Here is a 24,341-nt window from a genome sequence, read left to right on the forward strand (position 1 = left end):
CGGACCACGACATGTCGACGACCACCAAGCTCGACCTCGCGAGCCCCGCCCCGGCGAAGGCCTCACCGGCCAAGCCTCGGCGGGGACTGCGGGGCAGCAGCACCTTCAACTTCTGGCTCTTCACCGGCCCCTTCCTCGTCGGGCTGGCGATCTTCATCTACGTCCCGATCGGCTGGAGCGTCTACCTCAGCTTCTTCGAGGCGCGGTTCACGGTCACGCCCGAGAAGTTCATCGGCTTCGACAACTACGCGCACATGCTGACGAACGACGACTTCGTCGGCTCGCTCGGCACCTTCACCGTCTTCGCCGCGTTCATCGTGCCCACCACCTGGGCGCTGTCGCTGGGCCTCGCCCTGCTGGTGAACCGGCTCAGGTTCCTGCGGGGGTTCTTCCGCTCGGTCTTCTTCCTGCCGACCGCGGTCAGCTATGTCGCCGCGGCGCTGATCTGGAAGATGTCCATCTTCAGCGGCGTCCGCTTCGGCCTGATGAACACGGTCCTCGGCTGGTTCGGGATCGAGAACATCGCCTGGCTGGCCGACCCCAACCCGCCCTGGTACTGGCTTGTCATCGTCACCGCCCGCCTGTGGCTCCAGTCCGGCTTCTACATGATCCTGTTCCTTGCGGCGCTGCAGAACATCCCGCAGGAGCTGTACGAGGCCGCCGCCATCGACGGCGCCAAGTCGGGCTGGCAGACCTTCCGGTACATCACGCTGCCGCAGCTGCGGGCCACCTCGACCGCGGTGATCCTGCTGCTGCTCGTCGCCGCCTACCAGGCCTTCGACGAGTTCTACAACCTGCTGGACAAGACGACCTGGGGCCGCCCGCCCCTGGTCGAGCTGTACCTCAAGGCCCTGGGCGAGAACCAGGACTACGGCGCCGGCAGCGCGGGTGCCGTGATCCTGACCGTGCTGATCTGTGTCGTGACCCTGTTCCAGGGCAAGCTCATGGGCTTCGGAAGGGGGGAGGAGTCCAAGTGACCACCACCACGCCCGACATCCACAAGACCACCCCGACAAGCAGGACCCACCGCGCCCGGCGCGGGGGCGGAGTGATGGGCAGCACCGGTCTGTACATCGCCACCGCAATCGCCGCCCTGCTCTTCCTGGTGCCCTTCTACATCCTCGTCCGCAACGCGCTGTCCACGGACGCGCAGATCACCGGAGAGAACTGGACGCTCTTCCCCACGGACATCCAGTGGGGCAACATCACCTCCCCGTTCGACGACTCCTCGGTCCCCTTCGCCCGGTCGATGTGGAACTCCACGGTCGTCGCCGTCCTGCACACCGCCGGCGTCCTGCTGGTGTGCTCCCTGGCCGGCTACGGCCTGGCCCGCATCCCGTACAAGCACGCCAACAAGGTCTTCTACGTCGTGCTGGGCACCCTCATGGTCCCGACCGCCGTCACCTTCGTCCCCAGCTTCGTGCTGGTGTCGTCGCTCGGCTGGGTCGACAGTTACCGAGGTCTCATCATCCCGGGCCTCTTCAGTGGTTTCACCTGCTTCCTCTTCCGGCAGTACTTCCTGGGGTTCCCCAAGGAGCTGGAGGAGGCGGCGCGCGTGGACGGGCTCGGTTACTGGGGCGCGTACTGGCGTGTCGTGGTGCCGAACTCGCTGAACTTCTTCGCGGCCATCGCCACCATCACCTTCATCAACGGCTGGAACTCGTTCCTGTGGCCGCTGGTCATCGGCCAGGACCCCGGTGCGTGGACCGTCCAGGTCGCGCTCTCCTCGTACACGACCGGCCAGACCGTCGTGTTCCACCAGATCTTCATGGCGACCGCGATTTCTATCCTGCCCTTGTTGTTCGTGTTCCTGTTCCTTCAGCGCTGGCTGGTACAGGGGATCGCACAGACCGGCATCAAGGGCTGAGCAAGGAGACCGATGTCTTTCCGCACCACCCGCTCCGTCGATCACGTCGATCACGTCGCCTACGTCGAGGACGTCTCACCCGGCACCGGCGCCCTCCCGCCCCGCGCCTGGTACGCCGCCTCGGACGCGAAGTCCCTGTCGCTGAACGGTGACTGGCGCTTCCGTCTGTCGGCGAGCGCCGATGCCGAGGACGACTCGTTCGCCGCTCAGGGGTACGACGCCGGGGACTGGGCCGAGGTCACGGTCCCCGGTCACTGGGTCCTCCAGGGCGACGGCGCGTTCGGCTCACCCATCTACACCAACCACCTCTACCCCTTCCCGGTGGACCCGCCGCATGTCCCGACGGAGAATCCGACCGGCGACCACCTGCGGGTCTTCGACCTGCCGACCGACTGGCCGGCCCTGGACGACGGCGGCGCCGTCCTGCGCTTCGACGGCGTCGAGTCCTGTGCCCGTGTCTGGTTGAACGGCACGGAGCTCGGTGAGTTCAAGGGCTCGCGCCTGCCGCACGAGTTCGCGGTCGGGCAGCTGCTGAAGCCGTCCGGCAATGTGCTCGCCGTGCGGGTGCACCAGTGGTCGGCGGGCTCCTACCTGGAGGACCAGGACCAGTGGTGGCTGCCCGGCATCTTCCGTGACGTCACCCTGCTGCACCGCCCGGCGGACGCCGCGGGCGACTTCTTCGTACACGCCTCCTACGACCACACCACGGGCGAGGGCACCCTGCGGGTCGACTCCGACGTCGACGGGCGGGTGGCCGTACCCGCCCTCGACATCGATGTCGCGACCGGGGAATCGGTGACGGTTCAGGTCGAGCCCTGGTCGGCCGAGACGCCGAAGCTGTACGACGGCGAGCTGATCACGCCCGGCGAGCGCGTGCCGCTGCGCATCGGCTTCCGCACGGTCGTGCTGGAGGACGGCCTGATCAAGGTCAACGGCAAGCCGATCCTCTTCAAGGGCGTCAACCGGCACGAGTGGCACCCCGAGAAGGGCCGCGCCCTGGACCTTGCGACCATGCGCGAGGACGTGCTGCTGATGAAGCGGCACAACCTCAACGCGGTGCGCACCTCGCACTACCCGCCGCACCCGGCCTTCCTGGACCTGTGCGACGAGTACGGCCTGTGGGTCATCGACGAGTGCGACCTGGAGACCCACGGCTTCACCGAGCAGGGCTGGCGCGACAACCCCGTCGACGACGACCGCTGGACCCCGGCCCTGCTGGACCGCGCGGCCCGCATGGTCGAGCGCGACAAGAACCACCCGTCGATCGTCTTCTGGTCGCTGGGCAACGAGGCCGGCACCGGTCGCGGGCTGACCGCGATGGCCGAGTGGATCCACGGCCGGGACTCCTCCCGGCTCGTGCACTACGAGGGCGACTGGAACTGCCGGGACACGGACGTGTACTCGCGGATGTACGTCCCCCACGCGGAGGTCGACAGGATCGGGCGGCACCTCGACGGCGGCACCGGCAGGCGCCGTGAACTCCCCTTCATCCAGTGCGAGTACGGCCACGCCATGGGCAACGGCCCCGGCGGACTCGCCGACTACCAGCGGCTGTTCGAGGCGCACGACCGCATCCAGGGCGGCTTCGTCTGGGAGTGGATCGACCACGGCGTCAAGCACCCCGAGCTGGGCTACGCCTACGGCGGCGACTTCGGCGAGGAGCTGCACGACGGCAACTTCGTCTGCGACGGGCTGATCTTCCCCGACCGGACCCCGTCGCCGGGGCTGGTCGAGTACAAGAAGGTGATCGAGCCGGTCCGTATCGAGGATGCCGGGCCGGAGGGCACGGTGCGGGTGACGAACGCGTACGACTTCGCCGATCTCTCCCACCTGGAGTTCGAGTTCTCGTACCAGGTGGACGGATTCCCCACGGGTGCGCACACGCTCGCCGTGCCGCCGCTCGAACCGGGTGAGTCGGCGGAGGTCAAGCTGCCCGCGCCCGCGCCCGACGGCAAGGGCGACGAGGTCCAGTGGACGGTCCGCGCGCTGCTCGCGGAGGACACCGCCTGGGGGCCCAAGGGCCATGAGGTGGCGTGGGCGCAGCGGACCGTCGCGCCGCGTGCTCCCCTCCCGGCGGCCACCGGTGCGGGTCCCGCGGCCGAAGGCGACCGGATCGAGCTCGGCCCGGCCACCTTCGACGCCCGCACCGGCGCCCTGCGGTCCATCGGCGGGGTGGATGTCACCGGGCTGCGCCTCGACGTGTGGCGCGCGCCCACCGACAACGACGAGGGTGCCGCCTGGCAGGGCGACACCCGGTACGGCCTGCTGTGGCGCAAGCTCGGCCTGCACCGGATGCGGCACCGGCTGGACGGCGTGGAGGCGGGTGCCGACGCCTTGACCGTGCGGACCCGGGTGGCGCCCGCCGCCCGGGAGCTGGGCCTGCGCACGGAGTACCGGTGGACGTCCGACGGAACCCGACTGCGCCTCACCGTCTCGGTGGCTCCCGAGGGCGACTGGAAGGTGCCGCTGCCCCGGCTCGGCGTACGGTTCGGGCTGCCGGCGGCGACGACGGACTCCGCGGTGTGGTTCGGCAGTGCCGGTGAGGCGTACCCGGACACCAAGGCCGCCGCGAAGCTCCTCCAGTGGGACGCGAGCGTCGACGACCTCCAAACGCCGTACGTCCGCCCGCAGGAGAACGGTGCCCGGTCCGACGTCCGCTGGGTGGAGCTCGGCGGCCTCCGGGTCGACGGCGACCCGGAGTTCTGGTTCAGCGCCCGCCGCTGGACCAACGAGCAGCTGGACGCCGCGCGGCACCTGACCGACCTCACGCCGGGCGACACGGTGTGGGTCAACCTCGACCACGGTCAGCACGGCATCGGCTCGCAGTCGTGTGGGCCGGGTCCGCTGCCGCAGTACTTCCTGAAGGCGGAGCCGACCAAGTTCTCGTTCGTGTTCTCGATCACCGGGTGACGGACGTCCGCCCGCGGCCGGTCGGCGTTCCTGCCGCCCGGCCGCAACTTGCGTTCACTACAGAGGAGTTGATGCCCCTTGAATGACAGCATCGAGGTTCGCGGCCTGTCCCGAACCTTCCACACCACCGTCCGGCGCCCCGGCTTCGCCGGCGCGCTGCGCTCTCTCGTCAACCCGGAGAGGGTCGCCCGACACGCCGTGTGCGATGTGACCTTCTCCGTCGCCCCGGGCGAACTTCTCGCCCTGCTCGGCCCGAACGGCGCCGGCAAGTCCACCACCATCAAGATGCTCACCGGCATCCTCACCCCCACCGCCGGCGAGGCCCGGGTCGCGGGCCTGGTGCCGTACGAGGAACGCGAGCGCAACGCCCGCAACATCGGCACGGTGTTCGGGCAGCGCACGCAGCTGTGGTGGGATCTTCCGGTGCGGGAGTCGTTCGCGATCCTGCGTGACATCTACGAGGTGCCGAAGGCCGAACACGCGCTGCGGCTGGCGGAGTTCGACGACCTCCTGGACCTCTCCTCCTTCTGGGACACCCGGGTCCGCCACCTCTCCCTGGGCCAGCGGGTTCGCTCCGACCTGGCCGCCGCCCTGCTGCACGACCCGCCGGTCGTCTTCCTCGACGAGCCGACCATCGGCATGGATGTGGTGGTGAAGGAGCAGGTGCGGGAGTTCCTGCGGCACCAGGTGGAGGAGCGCGGCCGTACGGTCCTGCTCACCACCCATGACATGACGGAGGTCGAGCGGCTCGCCGAGCGGGTGGTGCTGATCAACCACGGGCGGCTCGTCCTGGACGGCACGCTCGACGAGATCCGCCGCAGGTTCGGCTCGACCTGGCAGGTGCGGGTGACGCTGGCCGACCCGCACACCGAGGTCGGCCCGCTGCCGGGGATCGCGCTGCTGCGGCACCAGGGCCCGCAGGCCGTCTTCGGCCCGGACGGTCCCGACGCGCCGACCGTGCACCAGGCGCTGAAACAGGTCATCGAACGGTACGAGGTGACCGATCTCGCCCTGCACGAGGCGGACCTGGAGGACGTGATGCGGGCCGCGTACGTCCACGCCGGGCCCGTGGCGGAGGGAGCCTGAGATGGCCGCCCTACCGCACGGCTGGCGCGCCGCCCGCGTCACCCCGCTCGGCGAGCTGCACACGCCGCCCAGGATGACCGCCGTCCTGCTCCGGCTGACCGTGCAGGTGGTCCTGGTGGCGTCGCTGTGGCGCGGTCTGTACGCGCACACCGGTACGACCGCCGGACTGACCCGCGACCAGGCGGTCACCTACGCCGTCCTGGCCGTACTCGCCTCCCGGCTGCGGGAGTTGGACCAGAGCGCGGGCCGGGACACCGTGCTGCAGCACATGCACTTCGGCACGATCGTCTACTGGTACCTTCGTCCGCTGCCACCGCAGCGCTACTACGCTCTGCGCGCGCTGGGCGAGCAGCTGTACGGCCTGGCGTGGGCGCTGTTCGGATATGTGGTCTGCCTGGCCGCGGGGGTGGTGGAGCCGCCCGGGTCGGCGGCCGTGGCCGGGGTGTTCGCGGTGAGCATGCTGCTGGGCCAATGGGTCCTGCACTACGTCATGCTCCTGCTCGACCAGCTGTGCTTCTTCACCATCCGCAACAACTCCGCGATGCTGATCCTGATCTTCGCGCAGAACCTGCTGTCCGGGGTGTACGCGCCGCTGTGGTTCTTCCCGGACTGGTTCATCACGGTGAGCGGCTTCCTCCCCTTCCAGGCGACGCTGAGCGTGCCGCTGTCGATCTATGTCGGCCGGATCGAACTGGCCGACGCGGGAGCCCAGTTGGCCGTCCAGGCGGCCTGGGTGGTGGTGCTGGCGCTGTTCACCCGGTGGGTGTGGCGGCGGGCCGCGCGGCGCGTGATCTCGCAGGGAGGCTGAGATGCCTTTGAAGGCCGTGAAGTCCGTGCGCATCGTGTGGCGTATCTCGCTGCTCAACATCCGTGCCGCGATGGAGTACCGCACCGAGTTCCTGCTGAACATCGCGATCGGCGCGATCTGGCAGATGTCGGTGATCGTGTTCGCGACGGTGCTGCTGGCCAGGTTCACCGGGATGGGCGGCTGGGACAGCTCGGACGTACTGCTGATCCCGGCGATCCGGATGCTCGCTCATGGTCTGTTCGTACTGTTCCTGGGCCGAACGCACTTCATCGGCCGGCAGGTCCAGGAAGGGCGGATCGACATCTATCTGCTGCGCCCGATGCCGGTGCACCGCCAGGTCCAGCTCGACTACTTCCCCACCAACGCGATCGGCGATCTGACGGTCGCGGGGGGCCTGATGGTGGGGGCGCTCAGTCGCAGCACACTGGACTGGTCGGCGGGCCGTGTCTCGTATCTGATCGCCGCGATCGTCGGCGGCATGCTCCTGGAGGCGGCCCTGTTCACGGCCGTGGCCTCCGCGTGTCTGCGCTACCCGGCCGCCGACTACTGGGGCCGCTGGCTGGAGGAACTCCTCGGTACCTTCGGCAGCTACCCCCTGAACGTCCTCCCGAAGGCGGTGGGCGGCTTCCTCACCTTCGCCCTTCCCCTCGCGTTCGTCGCGTACTTCCCGGCGGCGGTCCTCACGGGCCACGACACGGCCGTTCCGTACTGGCTGGCGGCGTCATCACCGCTGCTGGGGCTGGTGGCGTATCTGGGGGCGCGGGGGCTGTGGCGATGGGCGTTGGGGCACTACACGGGGGTGAACGGATAACGGGGCCGGCCGGCAGCCCGAGGGGTGCCGGCCGGTGCGGGGTGCCTACGGGCAGCTGATGCGCGCGTCCCCGGTGTCCGTCGTGCAGGTGTCCAGGCCCAGGCCGCCGTTGGCGGTGTCGTTGGCGGGGACGTTGTCGATGGTGTCGAGGCGGTCGTTGCCGGAGTTGCCGAGCAGGGTGTCGTTGCCCGGGCCGCCGGTGAGGGTGTCGTTGTTCAGGCCGCCGTCGGCGCGGTCGTTGCCGAAGTCGCCGTACACCGTGTCGGTGCCGGAGCCGGCGTTGATCGTGTCGTCGCCGCCGAGGCCGCACATGACGTCGGTGCCGCTGGTGCCGGTCATGGTGTCGTTGCCGCTGGTGCCGACGCGGGTGCAGCCGCGGGAGTTGTTGACCGTGGTGGGGGCGGTGGCGGTGTTGTTGGCGGTGTCCGGGTCGGACTGCGCCGCGCTCACGGTGGCCCGGTCGGTGAGGGTTCCCGTGGCCCTGGGTTCGACGACGACCGTCACGGTGGTGCGGGCACCGGCGGCGAGGGTGCCGAGGGCGCAGGTCGCGCCGGTGGCGGAGGTGGTGCAGGTGCCCTGGCCCGGGGTGGCCGAGATGACGGTGGCGGCGGGGCCGGTGACCGTGTCGGTGAGGCTGACGCTGGTCGCCGACGTGGTGGTGCTGTTGTTGGCGACCGTCACGGTGAAGGTGGCTCGGTCGCCGATGCTGACCGCGCCGGTGCCGGTCTTGGTGACCGACAGATCGACTCCGGCGGGCGGCGGAGGCGGGGGCGGCGGGGTGCCGGCGCCGCCGAGGTAGCGGGCCATGACGCGCAGGCCGTCGCCGCTGTTGCCGAAGGCGACGACCTTGCCGTCGGACTGGAGGGCGAGGGCGTTCAGCCGGTCGACGGAGCCGAAGTCGGTGGTGGTGCGGCCGCCCGTGCCGAATCCGGTGTCGAGGGTGCCGTCGGCGTTGAAGCGGGCGAGCAGGAAGTCGCCGACCGCTCCGCTGCCGCCGGCGACGATCCGGTCGTCGGGCTGGAGCACGAGGTCGTTCACAGCGGCTGTGCCGCCGAAGTCCGTGGTCGCGACACCGCCGGTGCCGAAGCTGCTGTCGCGGCTGCCGTCGACGTTGTAGCGCACGAGCGCGAAGCGTTCCGCGCTCTGTCCGCCGACGACGATCTTGCCGGTCGACTGCACGACCACGCTCTCGCCCCAGTTGTAGCCGCCCAGGTCCGTGGTGACCCTGCCGTCGCCGCTGAAGGTGGTGTCCGGGCTTCCGTCGGCGTTGTAGCGCGCCACGGCGAAGTCGAAGGCGGTCTCACCCGCGTAGCCGGCCATGACGATCTTCCCGTCGGGCTGGAGCGCCAGGTCCCGTGCGAACGCGCCGCCGCCACCCGTCTCGGAGAACGCGGTCATGGTCACACCGTCACCGCCGCCGAAGGTGCCGTCCGGGCTCCCGTCGGGCAGGTACCGCAGCACCGCGAACCAGCCGCCGGCGAAGGCTCCGACGACGATCTTCCCGTCGGGCCGCACCGCGACTCCGGCCGCGTCCTCGGCCCCGCCGGCCAGACCGGGGCTGACCCAGCCGTCGCCGCCCCCGAAGGAGGTGTCGAGGCTGCCGTCGGAGTTGTAGCGGGCCACCGTGAACCAGCAGCAGCCCGCGAACTCGTCGTCGGTCTCCTGGTGGCGGCCGACCACGACGATCTTCCCGTCGGGCTGGACCGCCACTCCCTGGGCCGCGTCGTCGCCGTTCTCGAAGTCGGTCAGCACCTCGCCGTCGCCGCCGCCGAAGGAGGTGTCGACGCTGCCGTCGGGGTTGTGCCGCGTCAGGGCGAAGTCGGTGGCGCCCGGGCCCTGCTCCGAGCCGACCGAGACGATCCTGCCGTCGGGCTGGACGGCCACGTCCTCGCCCTCGGCGTAGGTGGCGGTGGTGATGCTGACCCGGCCCCCGGTGCCGAACGTGGTGTCCAGGTCACCGGGTGCGGCGAACGCGCCATGCGGTACGGCGACGACGAACGCCAATGCCATGGCCACGGCGGCCAGGGCACGGGAGGCTCCCCTTGGGGGATCAATGATGGACATGGCGCCAGAGTCCGGACACGGAGACGGCGCCCGGGGGCGGCTGGCCAGTGAATCGGCTTACTGGGCCCCAGAGTTCCCCCGTGCGGGGTGACCGTTCCGACGATATGAAGCATGAGGTGAGCCGGTCAGGTCCGCTGCCCGGAGCGCCGTATCGGCGTGAAGAGCGCGGCGCCGGCGATCAGTACGCAGCACGCGCCCGCGACCAGCGCGACCGGGGCCGTGCCCTGGCGTTCCGCGGCCCAGGTGAGGACGGCCGCGCCGATCGGGGCCGCCGAGTACTGGAGGGTCCAGAAGGCGGAGGTGACCCGGCCGAGGAGCGGTTCCGGAGTGACCTCCTGGCGCAGCGACATGGAGCAGGTGCCGGCCATGCCGACACAGGCCAGGAAGGCCGCGGTCAGGGCCGCGACGACGGGGACGTCCCGCGCCCAGCCGAGCCCGGCGAAGGAGAGCCCGCACACCGCGACCGAGCCGGTCCAGGTCGCTCCGAAGCCGAGCCCGCGGCGGACCCGGGCCACCAGCAGGGCGCCGGTGATGGTGCCGAGCGCGCCGACGGCCATGACGGTGCCGACCGTGCCGTCGTCATGGCCGAGGTCGTGCTTGAGGTGGTAGATGACCAGGTCGTTCAGGCCGAGGGTGAGGAAGCTGAAGACGAACAGCAGGGCCGTCAGGGCGCGCAGCACGGGGTGGCCGCGGAGGAAGTCGATTCCGGTGCGCAGATCCCGCCACAGTCCCGACCGCTCGGTGGGCTTCCCCGGCCGTCCGCACAGTCGTACGAAGGCCAGGCAGACGGCGGAGACACCGAAGCTCGCCGCGTCCACGCCGACGGCCGTGGCCGGGCCGGACCAGGCGGCGACCAGTCCGGCGCACAGCGGCCCGAGCACGCCGGCCGCGGCGGCGGTGGCGTTCAGCCGGCCGTTGGCCTCGGTGAGCTGCCGGGTACCGACCAGAGCGCGCACCACGGTGACGTAGCCGACGGCGAACAGCATGCCGACGGCCTCGCACAGCGGCAGGACCACATAGAGCAGCCAGATCTGCGGCCCGAACAGCCAGACCAGCGGGACGAGTCCGTACAGCACCATGCGCACCAGATCGCAGACGATGAGCAGCCTGCGCCGGTCGACCCGGTCCACGACGGCCCCGGCGAACACCGCGGCGACGACCGCCGCCGCCCCGCCGACCGCCGTGAGCAGCCCCATACGGGCGAGCGAGCCCGTCGCCTGGAGCACCAGCAGGGGCAGGGCGATCAGCGCGAAGGAGTCACCGAGGACGGAGAGGGTCTGCGCGATCCAGAAGATCCCGAAGTCCCGTTGTCGCCACAGGGGGCGTGCGGAGTCGTCCGTCGGGGGCGCGGGAGGGATGCGTGGGTCGTCGGCTTCCCTCTCGCGCTCTGCCTCGTACGTCATCCGCCCCCCGTCGATTCGAGACCCCGGTCGTGAGTCGAACCTCCGGCAACCCTATGGGGGGCGGCGGCCACCGAGGAACAGTGCCCTCAGTGATCAGCGCAGCACGGCGTCGGATCCGGCACCTCGAACGGGACGAGGGTCCCGCCCACCGCCGGCATGGCGGTCAGGACGAGTTCGTCGTCCTGCCAGACCGGGCGGACATGATCGCCCGTCAGCAGCGGGGTGTCCGGGGCCGGTTGGCCGGCAGAGCCCAGGACCGTCACACGGGTGATCGCCGAGCGGGACAGGACGTCGGCGATCGTCACTGTGCCGGTCAGCGTCGAGACGCCCGGGTAGAGGACCGCCCGCCCGACCGCGTCCGGCATCCCCGGTGACACCTCGTACCCTCCGGCCGCGAGCCGCTCCTGGGCGGTACGCAGGAGCGGCTCGGACGGGAGGGTGAGGGAGAGCGCCACGCGCGGACGCTCTCCCCGCACCAGGTGGGTGCAGCCGAACGCGCCCTCGGGGAGGGCGAGTTCGGCCGCCAGGGAGTGGATCAGATGGTCGGCGGCGCGGAGGTCCCTGACACCCGCGTCCACGGTCAGGACGTACGGCGTCACGAGGGCAGGACCCACACCGGGTTGGAGTAGAACCACAGGTCGCGCCACGGGTCGGCGTCGCCGACGATGTCGATGGCGGGGCCGGCCGGGTCGACGGCGGCGCCCATCGGGCCGACGGCGTTGCGGTTGCCGTCGGTGCCGCGCAGCCGGACGTAGACGGGGTGGTCGACCTTGCCGAGGTCGTACGTGAGGCGGACCGTGCCGGACGACTTGTTCACCTCGTACGACTTGACCACCTTGGCCGTCGGTGCGGTGAAGGTGTCCTTGTCCGCGACCGGGCCGGTCACATCGCCCTGGATGACGTCCACGCGGGCCAACTGCGGTACGAATCCGGCCCAGTTGGGGCCGCCCGCCATCGCCACGTCGACCGTCAGCGTGACGTTGGTGCCCTTGCGGACGTGCAGCGCGCCGCCGAGCGTGGCCCAGCGGTAACCGCCGGTCACGCGGACGTCGAGGGCGCTGAGGAGCTGACCGTGGTCTACCCAGATGCGGCCGGCGCGGATGCCCTCCATGACGGCGGCGTAGGAGAAGCCGTCGGCACCGACGTGGGTACGGCTGTACTGGCCGGGCCAGTAGTCGCCCTGGGTGATGTCGATCTTGCCGCCGTAGACGGGGTCCGGGTAGCGGCCGTCGGTCTCGAAGTTGCCGCCGGTGCCGCGCGTCGCCGTGTCGGCGTAGACCTGGTGGGAGTCGGAGTTGGCGGTGATCCACCACGGCTTGCCCTCGGCGAGGAGGCTGTCCCACAGGCCGCCGACGGTCGCCGTCATCCAGTCGAAGCCACCCCAGGTGCGGTAGCTCTCCAGCGGGTAGCCGGCGAAGGAGTTGGCGCTCGGGTTGTTGTCGTAGATGCCGCGGGCGCGCCCCATGCCGAGGGGCGCGGGCAGGCCCGCGGCCTGGTGGCCCGGGGCGCCCTCGAAGCCGACGGCGATCTGGCGCGTACGGCCCGCGTCACGCCAGGCGCGTATCTCGTGCGGGGAGTCGACACCGCGCCGCGCCGGGTGGTTGGCGAGCATCAGCGCGTCCTTGACCTTGCGGCGCTGGACCTGCTCGGCGAGGAAGTTCAGGCCGGCGACGGCGAGGGCCTCGTTGGCGGGCGTCGAGTCGGAGGCGCCCTTGACGCTGCCGTCGTAGTCGGTCTCGAACTGCTTGAGGACGGAGACCTCGTTGCTGCCGGGGTGCACGAAGACGGTGCCGTGCTCGGCGCCCGGGATGTTCCACTCCAGGCCCTGGAAGACGAGGGTGTCCTCGTAGGCCGCGCGGGCCGCCTTGATGTCCGGGTTGACCTTGTCGACACCGATCTTGGCGTGGGTCGTGCTGCCGTGGTCGGTGATGACCAGCCAGTCCATGCCGTGCCTGGCGCCCTGGCGGACCTGGTCGACGACGCGGTACTTGCCGTCGCTGCTGTACTGGGTGTGGATGTGGTGGTCACCGGACAGCCACAGGAAGCCGTTGGTGCGACGGCCGCCGGAGGCCGGGGCCGAGGAGGCGGTGGACGCGGCCGGCGTGGCGGCGGCGGCAGCGGTCGGGGCGACGACGCTCGCGGCGGCCAGCCCGGCGCCCAGCAGGCCCGCCCGGCGCAGCAGCGTGCGGCGCGACTGCTGCTCGGGGGTCAGGGCCTCGTCGGGCACGGCGGGGTCGAAGGCGGCGGGCAGCGGGGATGCCGCCGTGTCGTGGGAGTGGTCGTGGTCGTGTCCGTGGTGATGGTGATGGCCGTGCGCGTGCCCGTGCCCCATGAACGCCTCCTGGGATGCCGCTGACTGCCGGCGGCTGCCTTCTGCGGCGCTGTTGCGCCGCCTGTGGAGGATCAAGGCGAAACATGAACATTGAACAAGCGATGCATGGCCGCCGAGTGCCACCGACGCGGCGGAACGCCCCGTCCCTCACTGTTTCCTCAACGACCCTTGTACGTCACCCTGGTTGACACCGAACCTGAGCAGCGCTCACCTTCTTTGTCACCCACCGGAGACACCCCCACCATGAGAAGACTGATCGGCACACTCGCGGCCGCCGCGCTCGCCCTGACCGGCCTCACCGCCACCGCGGCGACGCCCGCGACAGCCGCCACCTCCGGCACCTTCAACGTCCTGACGTACAACATCGCGGGCCTTCCCCTCGGCCTCGGCGACAGCGACCCCGAGACCAACACCCCGCTCATCGGGCAGCGGCTGGCCCCGTACGACATCGTCAACGTCCAGGAGGACTTCAACTATCACGCCTCGCTGTACGCCAACGACACCCACCCCCACCGCACGGCGACCAGCGGCGGCGCGGCCTTCGGTGACGGCCTCAACACCCTCTCGGACTACTCCTTCGAGGACTTTCAGCGGGTGAAGTGGAACGCCTGCACCGGCACCAACTGCCTGACCCCGAAGGGCTTCACGCTGGCCCGGGTCCGGCTCGCCGAGGGCGTGTTCGTGGACCTCTACAACGTCCACACCAACGCCGACTCCGACGACGCGGCGCTCGCCGCCCGCCGCGCCAATGTCGAGCAGCTGTCGGACTTCATCCAGGCCAACTCGTCCGGCAACGCGGTGATCGTGATGGGCGACACCAACACCCGTTACACGCGCACCGGCGACAACATCCGCACACTGGTCAGCGAGAACGGCCTCACCGACGCCTGGGTGCGGCTGGCCAAGGGCGGCACGCCCCCGGCGGCGGGCAGCGACCCGCTGCTGTGCGACTCGACGGCTCCGGCGAACGACTGCGAGGTCGTGGACAAGGTCCTCTACCGCGGCAGCGACCTGCTGACCCTGAACGCCACCCGCTACAACGACGACTGGGCGAAGTTCCTCCGCGGGGACGGCAAGCACCTCTCCGACCACTTCCCGCACACGGTCGACTTCTCCTACACCCTCAACTCGTCCCTGAAGGCGAGCGACTTCTTCGGCGGCCCGCACGGCACTGCCTTCAACGACGCCGACAACCTCCCGGCCACGCCGTCGCCCCGCACCCTGACCCTGCGCGGCGCCTCCCGCCTGGACGCGGTGTCCCTGACCCACGACGGCGGCACGGCCCTCACCCACGGCGGCACGGGCGGCACGGCGACCTCCCTGACCCTCGCCTCCGGCGAGCACCTCACCAGCGCGAAGCTGACGCAGGCTCAGAAGGACGGCCGCACACGGATCTTCTCGGCGGCGTTCACGACGGACAAGGGCCGCACGCTGTCCGTCGGTACGGCCACGTCCGACACGAAGACCTTCACGGCACCGTCCGGGTGGCAGATCGTCGGGTTCACGGGGCGCTCCGACAACGAGATCGACAAGCTGGGGGTGCTGTACGCGCCGATCGGCTGACGGTGCGAGACTGCCCCGGTGACACCGGAGGCGCTCGGACCGTACAACCGCAGGGTTCGCCTGGTCGTCGAGGTCCGCGACGACCAGGACGAACTGGAGCTGGCGAGCGGGGTGTTCGGCGCTCAGGGATGGGGAGTGCGGCCCGCACGGGACGGCGACTCGGTCACCGTCGACGAGGGGTACGCAGGGCTGATCGTCGAGATCCCCGTCCATGGCTCCCGCTGGACCGCGAGGGCGACGGCGGTCGAGCAGCTCACGTCGCTCGCCAAGCGGCGCAAGCTCGATCTGTGGGTGCGCGAGAGCAAGCTCATCCCGCCCAAGTCCGCCGAGACGCACACCACTTACCACGTGCACCGCAAGCTGCCGGGCGACGCGAGCCCGGCGCTGCGGTGGCTGGCCGAGCACTGGATCGCCGTCGGCGGGTTGGACGTACGGCACACACTGCATCTGCGGGGCGAGTACTCCGAGGAGCAACGGGACCGGGCGCTCGGGGAGTTGGCGGCCCGCAACCTCGGCGGTCCGCCGTTCGATCCCGACGCGCACGACATACGGCGGGCGATGGGGCCCCGGACCGGTGCCGGCGGGGCGACCGAGCGGCGTCGCGACGCGGGCCTGGTCGCGGCGGTCTGCGCGATCGTGCTCGTCTGCGTCGCGAGCGGCGTCACCCTCGGGGCGCTCGGCTCTGCCTGGCGGTTCACGGCACTGCTGGCGCCCGCCGCCATAAGCTGGCCGGTGGGCGCGTGGATGACCTCGAACGCGCCGCCTCCCAAACTCGTCCGGCTGGGCTGCGGTGTGCTGCTGACGGGCAGCGCGACCTTCGCCGGGTGGATCTGGGGACGCTCCGAGGACACGGGGATGTCGGGGCTGCTCGCCGGGTTGGGCATGGTCCTGGGCCTCGGCCTGATGGCCTTCGGCCTGTGGTACGCACTCAGCGCCTCCTGGTTCAGCCGCAACGTGCAGTGGTTCCTGCCGGTCCTCGCGGCACCGCTGCCGTTCGTCATGCCGTGGGTCGGGGCGTTCCTGCACGCCGTCTACCTGGAGGACTGGTTCGGGATCCCGGTCGACTCGGTGCATGTGGCCTTCTACTGGCAGTACGTCGCGGCGGCACGGCCGCTCACCGTGGCCGTGGTGTTCGTCCTGGCGCTCATCGCGGTGGGCGGCTGGGCCCGGCACTTCAATGTGCAGGCTCCCGTCAGCGCGTTCTTCCGGCTGATGCTGGTCCTGGCGGGACTGGTCGCCGTCCTGACCGTGGTGCAGATGACGCTGGACGACGTGGAGGTGGCCGCCGACCGTACGGTGGAGGCGGCCGCGGCGGGCCGGCATCCCCCCGACTACTACGGCATCCGAGCCGAACTGGTCTGCGTCGAGCCCCTGGCCGACAGGACACCCGTCCTCAACGGCCCGGTCCCCACCCGGCATCCGGTCCTCACCTTCCAGGCGAGCGGCGACACGGTGTGGCTCTGGGACCCGTCCCCGTCCCGGGGCAAGGACAGCACCCGCCACGCCTTGCGGGTACGGGCCGAGGACGTGGCGCTCGTGGTGGCGGACGGCCGGCACTGCGCGGGGTGACGCACCGCCATGATCCAATTGGCGCCTGCCCCCTGACCTCCTCCCCCCCACCAAGAGAGCCCCATGCACACCGACCCCTCCTGGGATCCCCTGCCCGTTCGCGGCACCCCTCGGCTGACGTGCCAGTTCCTGCTCACCACGGTGTACGCGCCGGTGCACTGGCTGCTGTGCACCACCCTCTCGCTGGCGCTCCTGGCCCTCTCCGTGCCGCTGGAACTGATCGGCTGGATACCCGGCGTGGAGGCCGGGTACCGCAAGCTGTTCGACGCGCTGTACAAGGTCTTCCCGTGGTGGCCGCGCTGGTTCGTCTCGCTGCCCGAGCTCCGGCACGAAGGGGACGCCGCCTTCTACCAAGCGCGCGTCGAGGCAAAGCTCGCCAAGTGGTCGGACGACTGGAAGTACCCGCACACGGAGATCCCCTTGCGCACGTACCGCGCCCTGGGCGCCGGCTGGGTGGCCCGGCGTGCGGAGGACTTCGGCTGGCGACTGGAGCACGGGCGGCAGCGGCCGTCGGTCGAGCTGAGACTGACCCGCATCAACTTTGTGCCGGCGCCTCCTGCCGGATCGCGCCGGTGAGTCGCCGCAGCGCGGCGTGAGCCGGCGGCTCCCAGGCGGCCGGGCCCGGCGGATGGGCACTAGCATCGTGCCTAGGCATCCTAGGTTTCCGTAGTCGGAGGACACACCGCCATGGCCCGCGCAGGACTCACCGCCGACCGGCTCGCCGCTGCCGCCGCCGAGCTCGCCGACGAGGTGGGGTTCGAGAACGTCAGCCTGTCGGCGCTGGCGCGGCGGTTCGGGGTGAAGGACGCGAGCCTGTACTCGCATGTGAGGAACCTTCAGGACCTGCGGACGAGGGTCGCTCTGCTGGCCGGTGGCGAGATGATCGACCGGATCGCCGCGGCCGTGGCGGGGCGCGCCGGCAAGGACGCGCTCGCCGCCTTCGCGGACGCCTACCGGGAGTACGCCCTGCGGCACCCGGGCCGGTACGCGGCGACCCAGATCCAGATCGACCAGGCCCTGGTCGCCGACTCCCCCGCCATGCGCCGCACCGCCGAGATCACCTACGGCATGCTGCGGGCCTACGGCCTCGACGAGCCCGACCTCACGGATGCCGTCCGCCTGCTGCGCAGCACCTTCCACGGTTACTGCGCCCTGGAGTCCACCGGTGCCTTCGGCGCCCCCCGTGACGTGCGCGAGTCCTGGGAGCGCGCTGTCGACGCCCTGCACGTCGCCCTCGCCAACTGGCCACGCAAGGAGCACGACCGGCGCCCGCCCCAGTTGTCACCCTGACCACTTAGACTGGAAACTTCGCGGAGTCACACGCCGCCGCCACGGGGGAGGGAGCGCGGTCTTGTCCCAACAGCAGCTCGGACGCGGCCCCTTGAGGTCCCGTCGGCCCGGTCCCACACCTCCCGCTCCCGACGAGGAACCCCCGGACACCTCGCCCCCGGCGCGTTTCGTCGGCTGGCTCGGCGGCCTGGGCGCCGCGGCCGCCGGGTACGGCGTGTTCCAGTTCCTGTTCAGTGTGCTGCCCGACTCCCTCGACGGTTCCGCCGCCCGGTATCTGATCTCCGGCGTCACCGGGCTCGGCACCTTCGTCGCGGCCTGGCTCGCGGCGGCACTGCTGCGGGCCCGGACCGCGGCGGGCGCCGGCCATGGTCGGGGCACCGCCGTCGGGCCGGCCGCCATCGCGCCGGGCGCACCCGGACCGCTCCCCGCCGTCTTCGCCTCCGCCTACGACACCCTCGTCGACCAGGTGTCCGTCGTCGCCGACCCGGAGCGCGGGCGGCTCACCGGCTGGCCGCACTCCCTCGGCGAGGACACTCCGTCGCGGCCCACTCCCGTCGGCACCGCGTACGGCCTGCACATCATGCTCGACCTCGGGGTGCCCGAGGGACGGCTGAGCACCGGCGACCTGGTCGACACGCTGTGGCGGCTGCGGCTGCCGGACGGCGGCTGGTCGGCGCGGTCGCAGGGCTCCGAGGCCCGTCCCGAGGTCACCGCGCTGGTGCTCGGGGCGCTGGCCCGGGCGGGCGCGTCCGCCGAGCGCCTGGCGGCCGAGGTGGACCGGTGCACCGGCGGTTTCACACGTCAACTCGACCGCGCCGGGCGGGAGTCCACCCATGTCGTGACGACGGTGCTGCGCGGGCTGCTGCGTGCCGCGCCCCGCTCCGAGATCCTGCCCGTGCTGCGTGAGGCCCTCGCGGACGGCGCGATCAGCGACCCGCGCCGCGACCATGTGCGCTGCTGGGGCTACCGCCTCCAGCCGCCGTACGGCAGGCCGTCCCCGCTGCACACCGCGCAGGCGGTCGTCGCCCTGGACCGGGCCGCCCGGGTCCTTGGCGAGGAGGGCGACGCGCGCGCCGCACGCGCCCGTGCCGCCCGCGAGGACGGCATCCGCTGGCTGCTGTCCTGCCCGGACGCACCGCACGACACCTGCCCGGACCTGGTGAACCTGCACGAGGAGGTGCGCCGCCCGCGTACGGACGACCCGACCCGCCACGAGGTGCTGAACGTACGGCACTTCACCGCCTCCTGGCTGGCCCGCGCCCTGCTCTCCCCGGGTGCCCTGGAGATCGCCCGCGCGGAGGGGCTGGAGGACGAGCTGCGGGTACGGCTGGAGGGGGCAGTCGCCGCGGTGTGGGCGGGGCAGACGGACGGCATCTGGCTGTGGGGGCGGGGCGAGAGCACCGAGCTGCGGCGGCCCATGTGGATGACCTATCAAGGTCTTTCGGCGCTGCGCGCGCATGCCGTATGGATGTACCAGCCGGATGGCTGAAGCCGGGTGTGACGAGCGGGCGTTGGAGGATGAGTGCATGGGCGGTCGGCAGGTCCTGGCGGCACGGCGGCTGCTGGCCGGATCGCTGGACGGTGAGCCGCCCGAGCACGAGCTGGTGGCCGCGGCGCGCTCAGTGGTCTCCGAACTGGGCACACCCGAGCGGCTGTTGGAGCTGGTCACCGAACTCGCCTGCGGCGAGGGCGATCCACAGGCGTGCGCGCGGCTGTCGTACCGGCATGTCCTCGGCTTCGACAAGCTGCTGCTGATCGACGGCGGACCGCGCCGGATGCTGCGCGCGCATGTGTGGCATCCGGGCGCGAGTCCGATCGGCGAGGAGGACATCCACAACCACCGTTCGCCGCTGGCCTCCCATGTCGTGCGGGGCCGGCTGGCCATGGAGCTGTACGAGGTCGACAACGCGGGCGGCGACGGTATCGCGGCGGCGCGCTACGCCGAGTCGCTGGCCGAGCGTTCGGCCGACTGGACGCTGAAACCGGCCGGTCCCGCGCGGCTGCGGCTGACGCATGTGGGGCAGTACGCGGCGGGCAGCTCGTACGCCCTGCCCGCGCACACCCTGCACCGGGCCTGGTGCGACACGGATGAGCCGACGGTGACGCTGTTCCTGGAGACGGGTGCCGAACGGCGGCGCCACACCGATGTGTTCACGGCGGCGGGCCCGCATCCGGGCGCGGTGGCGAAGGTGCCGCTGACGGTGGAGGAGTACCTTCAGGCGCTGCGGGCGCTGGCGGAGCGGCTCAGAACTCTGTGAAGGCCTGCTGGACGATGTCGAGGTTGTACCCGTCGATGTCGACGGTGGTCAGCTCGGCCCGCGCGAGCCAGGCGGAGTCCTGATCGGGCTCGGGCAGGGTGATCGCCCTGGTCAACGGCCTGACCAGGAAGTTCTCCTGCCAGTTCTTGATCTCGTGCCCGCGGTAGTCGCTGAGGAAGGACGACTCGCCGACCTTGCGGACGATCTCGCCGAGCAGGCCGGTCTCTTCCTTCAGCTCGCGCAGCGCACCGTCCTCGGGACTCTCACCGGGCTCCAGCTTCCCGCAGGGAACGCCCCACACCCGGGGCAGGAACCGCTCCTTGTCGCTGCGGCGCACCAGAAGCACCCGCTGACTGTCGTCCATCACGACGGCGGCCGCCAGTCGCCTGTCGCCGGGGATGTCCATGGCCATGGTTCCTCGGTCCCTCGCCGGTGATGAGTCCAAAGGGTCTGATACCCGGGAAAGAGTCAAGGCTAACAGGAACCTACGGCTCGTCGCTGTGAGTCACGTCGCTCCCCCGGCTGAGCGCGTCCACGTCCCCGTACGACGGGGCGGCCCCGCCCGGCGTCCGTCCCTCCCGGATCGCCACGACCGTCTCCAGCGCCGCGCCGAGCGCCCGCCGGTAGAGCAGCGAGCCGAGGCTGACGCGGCGGACCCCGAGGTCGGCGAGATGGGGGACGGTGGGGCCCGCCGGCGTGTAGAGGACGTTGAGGGGGACGTCGAGCTGCTTCACCAGGGCGGCGATGTCCCGGGGTTCGGTGAGCCCGGGCACGAACACACCGTCGGCACCCGCCCGTTGGTAGGCGTCGAGCCGGTCCCGGGTGTCCGACTCCCCGCCGCCCAGCCAGTATGTGTCGGTGCGGGCGTTGACGAAGAGGCCCGGTGCGGCGGCCTTGACGGCGGCGATCTTCTCGGCGTGCAGCGCGGGTGGGCCGAGCCGGTCCTCCAGGTTGACGCCGACGGCTCCGACGGCCACGAGCTGCCGGGCGAACTCCGCCACCTCGTCGGGGTCGTCGCTGTAGCCGTCCTCCGCGTCGACGGAGAGGAGGTACGGTCCCGAGCCGAGGGCCAGGGCGAGGCGGAGGGTCTCGTCGCGGGTTTCCGAGGCCCCGTCGGGCAGCCCGGCGGCCGCCGCGACACCGAGGCTGGTCGTGCCGATCGCGGGGAAGCCCTCGGCGGCGAGGGCCCGCGCGGAGGCGTGGTCCCAGGCGTTGGGCAGGAGGAGAAGCTCGTCGTCGTGGTGGAGTTCGGCGAAGGTGGTGGTCACGGTGGTCTCCTACGGCGTCGGCGGCGGTCTTCCGGACGGTCCCCGTCCCACCAGGAATGCTGGGCCCGGATCGCTTCGGTCCCGGCCGAAGTGATCCGGCGCCCGCTCCTCAGTCGTTGGCGACCTTCCCATCCCGGGGCGGCGACCGGCGCCTGGTACGCCACCGCGGGCGCGGCGCCGGCCGGCAGCAGGCTCCCGCGGCTGTTCAGGCTCCTACGCTGACGCCCTCCCCGTCGGCCAACCGCGCCCGGACCTCATGCCCGTCGCTCCAGCGGACGCGGATCCCGCCCTCGTCGTCGACGCGTACGGACACCAGCTCGTCCAGCGGGGCGGGGTCCGGGTTGGCCGTGAGGCGGGCGAGGGCGACGAAGAGGGTGGCTCCGTCGCCGGTGGCGCCGGAGAGTTCGCGGTTCAGGCCGACGACGGGTCGCAGCTCGGCACGCACCCCGTCCCGGCAGGCCCACCCGGTGATCCGCACCGGCGTCCCCGGCTCCGCCCCCGATACCAGATGGGCCCGCACCTCCACGGCCCCGCGCGCGAGCACCACACTGGTGACCCGGACCCCGGCACCGACGGAGTGCCGCGAGGCCGCCCAGCCCTCCCCCACGCCCAGCGGCACGATGTCCGTACGGCCCGGATCGTCGCCGACGATCACACTGTTGTCGTACGACGGTGAGGGCGCCGTCGCGGTCGAGTAGGCGAGGCGTGTGTAGTACGGGTCGTAGCGGACGTCCTCGCTGCCGTGGTTGTGCAGGCGGACCAGACCGTCCGAACTCGTGGACTGCAGCAGCCAGTTGGGGGGCGCGACGGCGGTCACCGCGTCCCCTCGCTCGGCCGGGGCGGGCTCCTCGGCGGCCGTCCAGACCTCGTGTTCGGCCGGGAGGAGCAGGGCGAGGAAGGCCTTGCTCGCCCAGTACGGGGACGCCGGGCCCGAATAGCCTTGCAGGACCGTCTCGTCGGGGCCGTGCCAGCCGAGGGTGAGCAGGCCGTTCGCAGCCACGGCGCCGCGCTCCAGGAAGTACTTCAGCGCGCCGGAGGCCAGCCGCCTGGTCTCGCCGGGCGACAGGGGCGTACGCCCGGTCAGCGCGCCCAGCCACAGCGGGGCCGTCGTCGCGAAGCGGTACGTCAGTGACCGGCCCTGGCGCATCGGGGCGCCGTCGCCGCCGAACAGCCGGGAGTAGTCCTCCAGATGGCGGGAGAGCCTGCCGCCGTACAGGTCCAGGAGCCGTTCGTCCCGCGCCAGCCAGGCGTGCAGCACCGGGTACAGGTGCATCGCCCAGCCGTTGTAGTAGTCGTACTTCCGGCCGTCGCCGTCGGTGTACCAGCCGTCGCCGACGTACCAGTCCTCGATGCGCTCCAGGCCCCGGTCGATCGCCTTGCGGGACTCCTCGGCCTCGTAACCGATCTCCTGGAGGAAGCCGCCCACCGTCACCGGGAACAACTCCCAGTTGCAGGGCCAGGCTTCGGCGGTCAGCGCGTCCCCGAGCCACGCCGCCGTCCGCTGCCGTACCGCGTCGTCCAGCCGGTCCCACAGCAGCGGCCGGGTCAGTCGCAGCGCGAGCGCGATCGACGCGGCCTCGACCAGCGGCTGGCCGCGATCCTCGATACGGGGCCAGACACCGTACGGGCCCGCCGCGAGTCCGTCGGCGTAGCGCTCCAGCGCCGTCTCGTCCCGGCGGAACGCCGCCAGCAGGAGCGTACGGGCGTAGCCCTCCAGGCCGTCGGAGAGGCGGCCCGACCAGCTCTCATGGTCGCCGGGGAAGTGGTAGAGGGCGCGGTCCTCGGTGGCGTACGGCTCCACGGCGGCGAGCAGGGCGTCGGCCGCGGCCTCCCAGTGGGCGCGGGTGTAGCCGGTGCGGGGGCTGAGGGTGCGGTCGTCCGGGGGCAGGTCCATCGGGTCTCTCTCTTGCCGGCTCGGTTCAGACCTGGGGCGCCCCGGTTCCGGTCGAGACGCCCCAGGGGTTCATCCCACCCGCACCAGGCCCTGTGGCACCAGATGCCGGGCGACGAGTTCGTCGCGGACCAGGGTCGCGTACACCGTGGCGCCGTGCACCGAGGTGTGGGTGTTGTCCCGCTTCTCGTTGTAGAGGTACAGCGCCTTGGAGGCCTCGACGCCGAGCGACTCCACCAGGGCCTTGGTCTTCGCCGTCAGGTCGATCAGGGGGACGCCCTGGGCGGCGGCGACCGAGCGGACGACCGCGGGGTGGTCCACGCCCAGGCCGTTCACGAGCAGGGCGGTGTTGTTGTCGAGCGTGCCGTCGGCGTTGAACCAGCGGCGCACGATCGGGGTGACCAGCACCGGCTCACCGCCTTTCTCGCGGACGCCCGCCACCAGTGTCTCCAGGTTCGCCCGGTAGGTCGCCTCGTCGGTTGTCTTGTCGTTGTGGGCGAGCTGGATCAGGACCAGGTCGCCGGGGCGGATCCGTGGCGCGACGGTGGCCCAGAGCTGCGGGTTGCCCAGATACGTCACCGTACTCTCGCCGGAGTCGGCGTAGTTGGCGACGGACAGGCCCTTGCGGAGGTATTGCGGCAGCTGCTGGCCCCAGCCGGAGTACGGGTCGCCGGGCTGGTCGCAGACCGTGGAGTCGCCGACGAGGAAGATCTGGCGGGTGTGCGGGGCCGGGGTGACCTTGATATCGGCCAAGGCGGGGGCGGCGCCCCCGAGTTGCAGGTCCAGGCCCGGGGAGCCCGCGGCGCCCGTCGGCTCGCCCTCCGGAGTGCGGACGTCCACCGTGAAGCTACGGGCGACGCGCTCACCGGCCGGGACGGGCGTCTCGGGGAGCAGGGCGCGGCGGGTCTCGCCGGTGACGCCGGTGCGCGACGCCGCCTCGCCGCCCAGGAGGACCTTGACGTCGTAGGTGCCGGGCGGGACGTCGAAGTGGCAGCCGGTGGAGGTGCAGTTGCCGTGCGCCCGGGCCTGGGCCGGTACCGCTGTCAGCGCGGTGCCCAGGGTGGCCGCCATCAGTACGGCGATGCTGAAACGTCTCATACGCGACTCCTCGCTCGGCTGGACCCGGCGTGCGCCTGGACCGTACCCGTTTCGACAAGCGCTTTCTAGATAGTCGGACCAGTTTCGTGAACTACGCAGCCCAAGCCCGCGTAAGCCCTTTCG

20 protein-coding genes are annotated in these 24,341 nt (G+C 71.4%); 12 read left to right on the plus strand and 8 right to left on the minus strand.

All coding sequences use genetic code 11. The features are described 5' to 3' along the window. Positions 1-11 precede the first annotated feature (11 nt). The 6 genes from ACZ7NC_RS18480 to ACZ7NC_RS18505 all read left to right on the plus strand — a co-directional run bounded on the left by ACZ7NC_RS18480 (position 12) and on the right by ACZ7NC_RS18505 (position 7,482). On the plus strand, positions 12-977 hold the full coding sequence (locus ACZ7NC_RS18480; RefSeq protein ID WP_471489484.1) for a carbohydrate ABC transporter permease: 966 nt from the start codon (positions 12-14) through the stop codon (positions 975-977). Then, positions 974-1,867, plus strand: a complete 894-nt coding sequence (locus ACZ7NC_RS18485; protein ID WP_471489486.1) for a carbohydrate ABC transporter permease — start codon at positions 974-976, stop codon at positions 1,865-1,867. The genes ACZ7NC_RS18480 and ACZ7NC_RS18485 overlap by 4 nt, the downstream gene beginning before the upstream one ends. Positions 1,868-1,879: 12 nt before the next feature. After that, entirely contained in the window at positions 1,880-4,777 is a 2,898-nt protein-coding gene (locus ACZ7NC_RS18490) for a glycoside hydrolase family 2 TIM barrel-domain containing protein (protein WP_471489488.1), read from the plus strand. 78 nt (positions 4,778-4,855) lie between these two features. Beyond that, positions 4,856-5,863: an ABC transporter ATP-binding protein gene (locus ACZ7NC_RS18495; RefSeq protein WP_471489490.1), complete on the plus strand. Its 1,008-nt coding sequence runs from the start codon at positions 4,856-4,858 to the stop codon at positions 5,861-5,863. A gap of 1 nt (position 5,864) precedes the next feature. Next, positions 5,865-6,671 carry an ABC-2 family transporter protein gene (locus ACZ7NC_RS18500; protein ID WP_471489492.1) on the plus strand — a complete coding sequence of 269 codons (807 nt, stop codon included), beginning with the start codon at positions 5,865-5,867 and terminating at the stop codon, positions 6,669-6,671. Position 6,672: 1 nt separating this feature from the next. Then, complete coding sequence (locus ACZ7NC_RS18505) at positions 6,673-7,482, plus strand: ABC transporter permease (RefSeq protein WP_471489494.1); 810 nt, start codon at positions 6,673-6,675, stop codon at positions 7,480-7,482. Positions 7,483-7,527: 45 nt separating this feature from the next. Here the strand turns inward: ACZ7NC_RS18505 and ACZ7NC_RS18510 are convergent, their stop codons facing one another. The 4 genes from ACZ7NC_RS18510 to ACZ7NC_RS18525 form a co-directional block, all read right to left on the minus strand. Continuing rightward, positions 7,528-9,546: a calcium-binding protein gene (locus ACZ7NC_RS18510; RefSeq protein ID WP_471489496.1), complete on the minus strand. Its 2,019-nt coding sequence runs from the start codon at positions 9,544-9,546 to the stop codon at positions 7,528-7,530. Positions 9,547-9,671: 125 nt separating this feature from the next. Continuing rightward, positions 9,672-10,949, minus strand: coding sequence for an MFS transporter (locus tag ACZ7NC_RS18515; protein WP_471489498.1), 1,278 nt, complete (start codon positions 10,947-10,949; stop codon positions 9,672-9,674). Positions 10,950-11,035: 86 nt separating this feature from the next. Beyond that, positions 11,036-11,548, minus strand: a complete 513-nt coding sequence (locus ACZ7NC_RS18520) for a hypothetical protein (protein WP_471489500.1) — start codon at positions 11,546-11,548, stop codon at positions 11,036-11,038. After that, positions 11,545-13,281: a PHP domain-containing protein gene (locus tag ACZ7NC_RS18525; protein ID WP_471489502.1), complete on the minus strand. Its 1,737-nt coding sequence runs from the start codon at positions 13,279-13,281 to the stop codon at positions 11,545-11,547. The genes ACZ7NC_RS18520 and ACZ7NC_RS18525 overlap by 4 nt, the downstream gene beginning before the upstream one ends. Before the next feature lie 243 nt (positions 13,282-13,524). On the opposite strand from ACZ7NC_RS18525, the gene ACZ7NC_RS18530 reads away from it, so the two are divergent. The 6 genes from ACZ7NC_RS18530 (at position 13,525) to ACZ7NC_RS18555 (ending at position 19,961) form a co-directional block, all read left to right on the plus strand. Next, positions 13,525-14,844 carry a jacalin-like lectin gene (locus ACZ7NC_RS18530; protein WP_471489504.1) on the plus strand — a complete coding sequence of 440 codons (1,320 nt, stop codon included), beginning with the start codon at positions 13,525-13,527 and terminating at the stop codon, positions 14,842-14,844. Positions 14,845-14,862: 18 nt separating this feature from the next. After that, the gene (locus ACZ7NC_RS18535) at positions 14,863-16,413 is read left to right on the plus strand and encodes a hypothetical protein (protein WP_471489506.1); all 1,551 of its coding nucleotides are present in this window, start codon (positions 14,863-14,865) and stop codon (positions 16,411-16,413) included. Between the two features lie 63 nt (positions 16,414-16,476). Next, entirely contained in the window at positions 16,477-16,989 is a 513-nt protein-coding gene (locus tag ACZ7NC_RS18540; protein WP_471489508.1) for a hypothetical protein, read from the plus strand. A gap of 111 nt (positions 16,990-17,100) precedes the next feature. Then, the gene (locus ACZ7NC_RS18545; RefSeq protein WP_471489509.1) at positions 17,101-17,703 is read left to right on the plus strand and encodes a TetR-like C-terminal domain-containing protein; all 603 of its coding nucleotides are present in this window, start codon (positions 17,101-17,103) and stop codon (positions 17,701-17,703) included. 61 nt (positions 17,704-17,764) lie between these two features. Further along, the gene (locus tag ACZ7NC_RS18550; RefSeq protein ID WP_471489511.1) at positions 17,765-19,192 is read left to right on the plus strand and encodes a prenyltransferase/squalene oxidase repeat-containing protein; all 1,428 of its coding nucleotides are present in this window, start codon (positions 17,765-17,767) and stop codon (positions 19,190-19,192) included. A gap of 37 nt (positions 19,193-19,229) precedes the next feature. Then, entirely contained in the window at positions 19,230-19,961 is a 732-nt protein-coding gene (locus tag ACZ7NC_RS18555) for a hypothetical protein (protein ID WP_471489512.1), read from the plus strand. Here ACZ7NC_RS18555 and ACZ7NC_RS18560 read toward each other — a convergent pair. From ACZ7NC_RS18560 to ACZ7NC_RS18575, 4 genes are all read right to left on the minus strand, one after another. Continuing rightward, the gene (locus ACZ7NC_RS18560) at positions 19,948-20,373 is read right to left on the minus strand and encodes an NUDIX hydrolase (protein ID WP_471489514.1); all 426 of its coding nucleotides are present in this window, start codon (positions 20,371-20,373) and stop codon (positions 19,948-19,950) included. The two genes, ACZ7NC_RS18555 and ACZ7NC_RS18560, sit on opposite strands and share 14 nt — an antisense overlap. A 73-nt stretch (positions 20,374-20,446) precedes the next feature. Next, complete coding sequence (locus ACZ7NC_RS18565; RefSeq protein ID WP_471489516.1) at positions 20,447-21,229, minus strand: isocitrate lyase/PEP mutase family protein; 783 nt, start codon at positions 21,227-21,229, stop codon at positions 20,447-20,449. Between the two features lie 205 nt (positions 21,230-21,434). Next, positions 21,435-23,123, minus strand: coding sequence for a DUF2264 domain-containing protein (locus ACZ7NC_RS18570; RefSeq protein WP_471489518.1), 1,689 nt, complete (start codon positions 23,121-23,123; stop codon positions 21,435-21,437). A 69-nt stretch (positions 23,124-23,192) separates the two neighbouring features. Continuing rightward, a complete protein-coding gene (locus ACZ7NC_RS18575) occupies positions 23,193-24,218 on the minus strand; it encodes a rhamnogalacturonan acetylesterase (protein ID WP_471489520.1) in 1,026 nt (341 codons plus the stop codon). Between the last annotated feature and the right edge of the window lie 123 nt (positions 24,219-24,341).

This window comes from Streptomyces sp. NPDC111802, assembly GCF_055634335.1.

Bases quoted from the DNA above. Each gene is read 5' to 3' on its own strand.
- ACZ7NC_RS18530 (WP_471489504.1), top strand. From the start codon at position 13,525: ATGAGAAGACTGATCGGCACACTCGCGGCCGCCGCGCTCGCCCTGACC.
- ACZ7NC_RS18490 (WP_471489488.1), top strand. From the start codon at position 1,880: ATGTCTTTCCGCACCACCCGCTCCGTCGATCACGTCGATCACGTCGCC.
- ACZ7NC_RS18540 (WP_471489508.1), top strand. From the start codon at position 16,477: ATGCACACCGACCCCTCCTGGGATCCCCTGCCCGTTCGCGGCACCCCT.
- ACZ7NC_RS18510 (WP_471489496.1), bottom strand. From the start codon at position 9,546: ATGTCCATCATTGATCCCCCAAGGGGAGCCTCCCGTGCCCTGGCCGCC.
- ACZ7NC_RS18515 (WP_471489498.1), bottom strand. From the start codon at position 10,949: ATGACGTACGAGGCAGAGCGCGAGAGGGAAGCCGACGACCCACGCATC.
- ACZ7NC_RS18500 (WP_471489492.1), top strand. From the start codon at position 5,865: ATGGCCGCCCTACCGCACGGCTGGCGCGCCGCCCGCGTCACCCCGCTC.
- ACZ7NC_RS18575 (WP_471489520.1), bottom strand. From the start codon at position 24,218: ATGAGACGTTTCAGCATCGCCGTACTGATGGCGGCCACCCTGGGCACC.
- ACZ7NC_RS18480 (WP_471489484.1), top strand. From the start codon at position 12: ATGTCGACGACCACCAAGCTCGACCTCGCGAGCCCCGCCCCGGCGAAG.
- ACZ7NC_RS18505 (WP_471489494.1), top strand. From the start codon at position 6,673: ATGCCTTTGAAGGCCGTGAAGTCCGTGCGCATCGTGTGGCGTATCTCG.
- ACZ7NC_RS18560 (WP_471489514.1), bottom strand. From the start codon at position 20,373: ATGGCCATGGACATCCCCGGCGACAGGCGACTGGCGGCCGCCGTCGTG.
- ACZ7NC_RS18545 (WP_471489509.1), top strand. From the start codon at position 17,101: ATGGCCCGCGCAGGACTCACCGCCGACCGGCTCGCCGCTGCCGCCGCC.
- ACZ7NC_RS18555 (WP_471489512.1), top strand. From the start codon at position 19,230: ATGGGCGGTCGGCAGGTCCTGGCGGCACGGCGGCTGCTGGCCGGATCG.
- ACZ7NC_RS18525 (WP_471489502.1), bottom strand. From the start codon at position 13,281: ATGGGGCACGGGCACGCGCACGGCCATCACCATCACCACGGACACGAC.
- ACZ7NC_RS18570 (WP_471489518.1), bottom strand. From the start codon at position 23,123: ATGGACCTGCCCCCGGACGACCGCACCCTCAGCCCCCGCACCGGCTAC.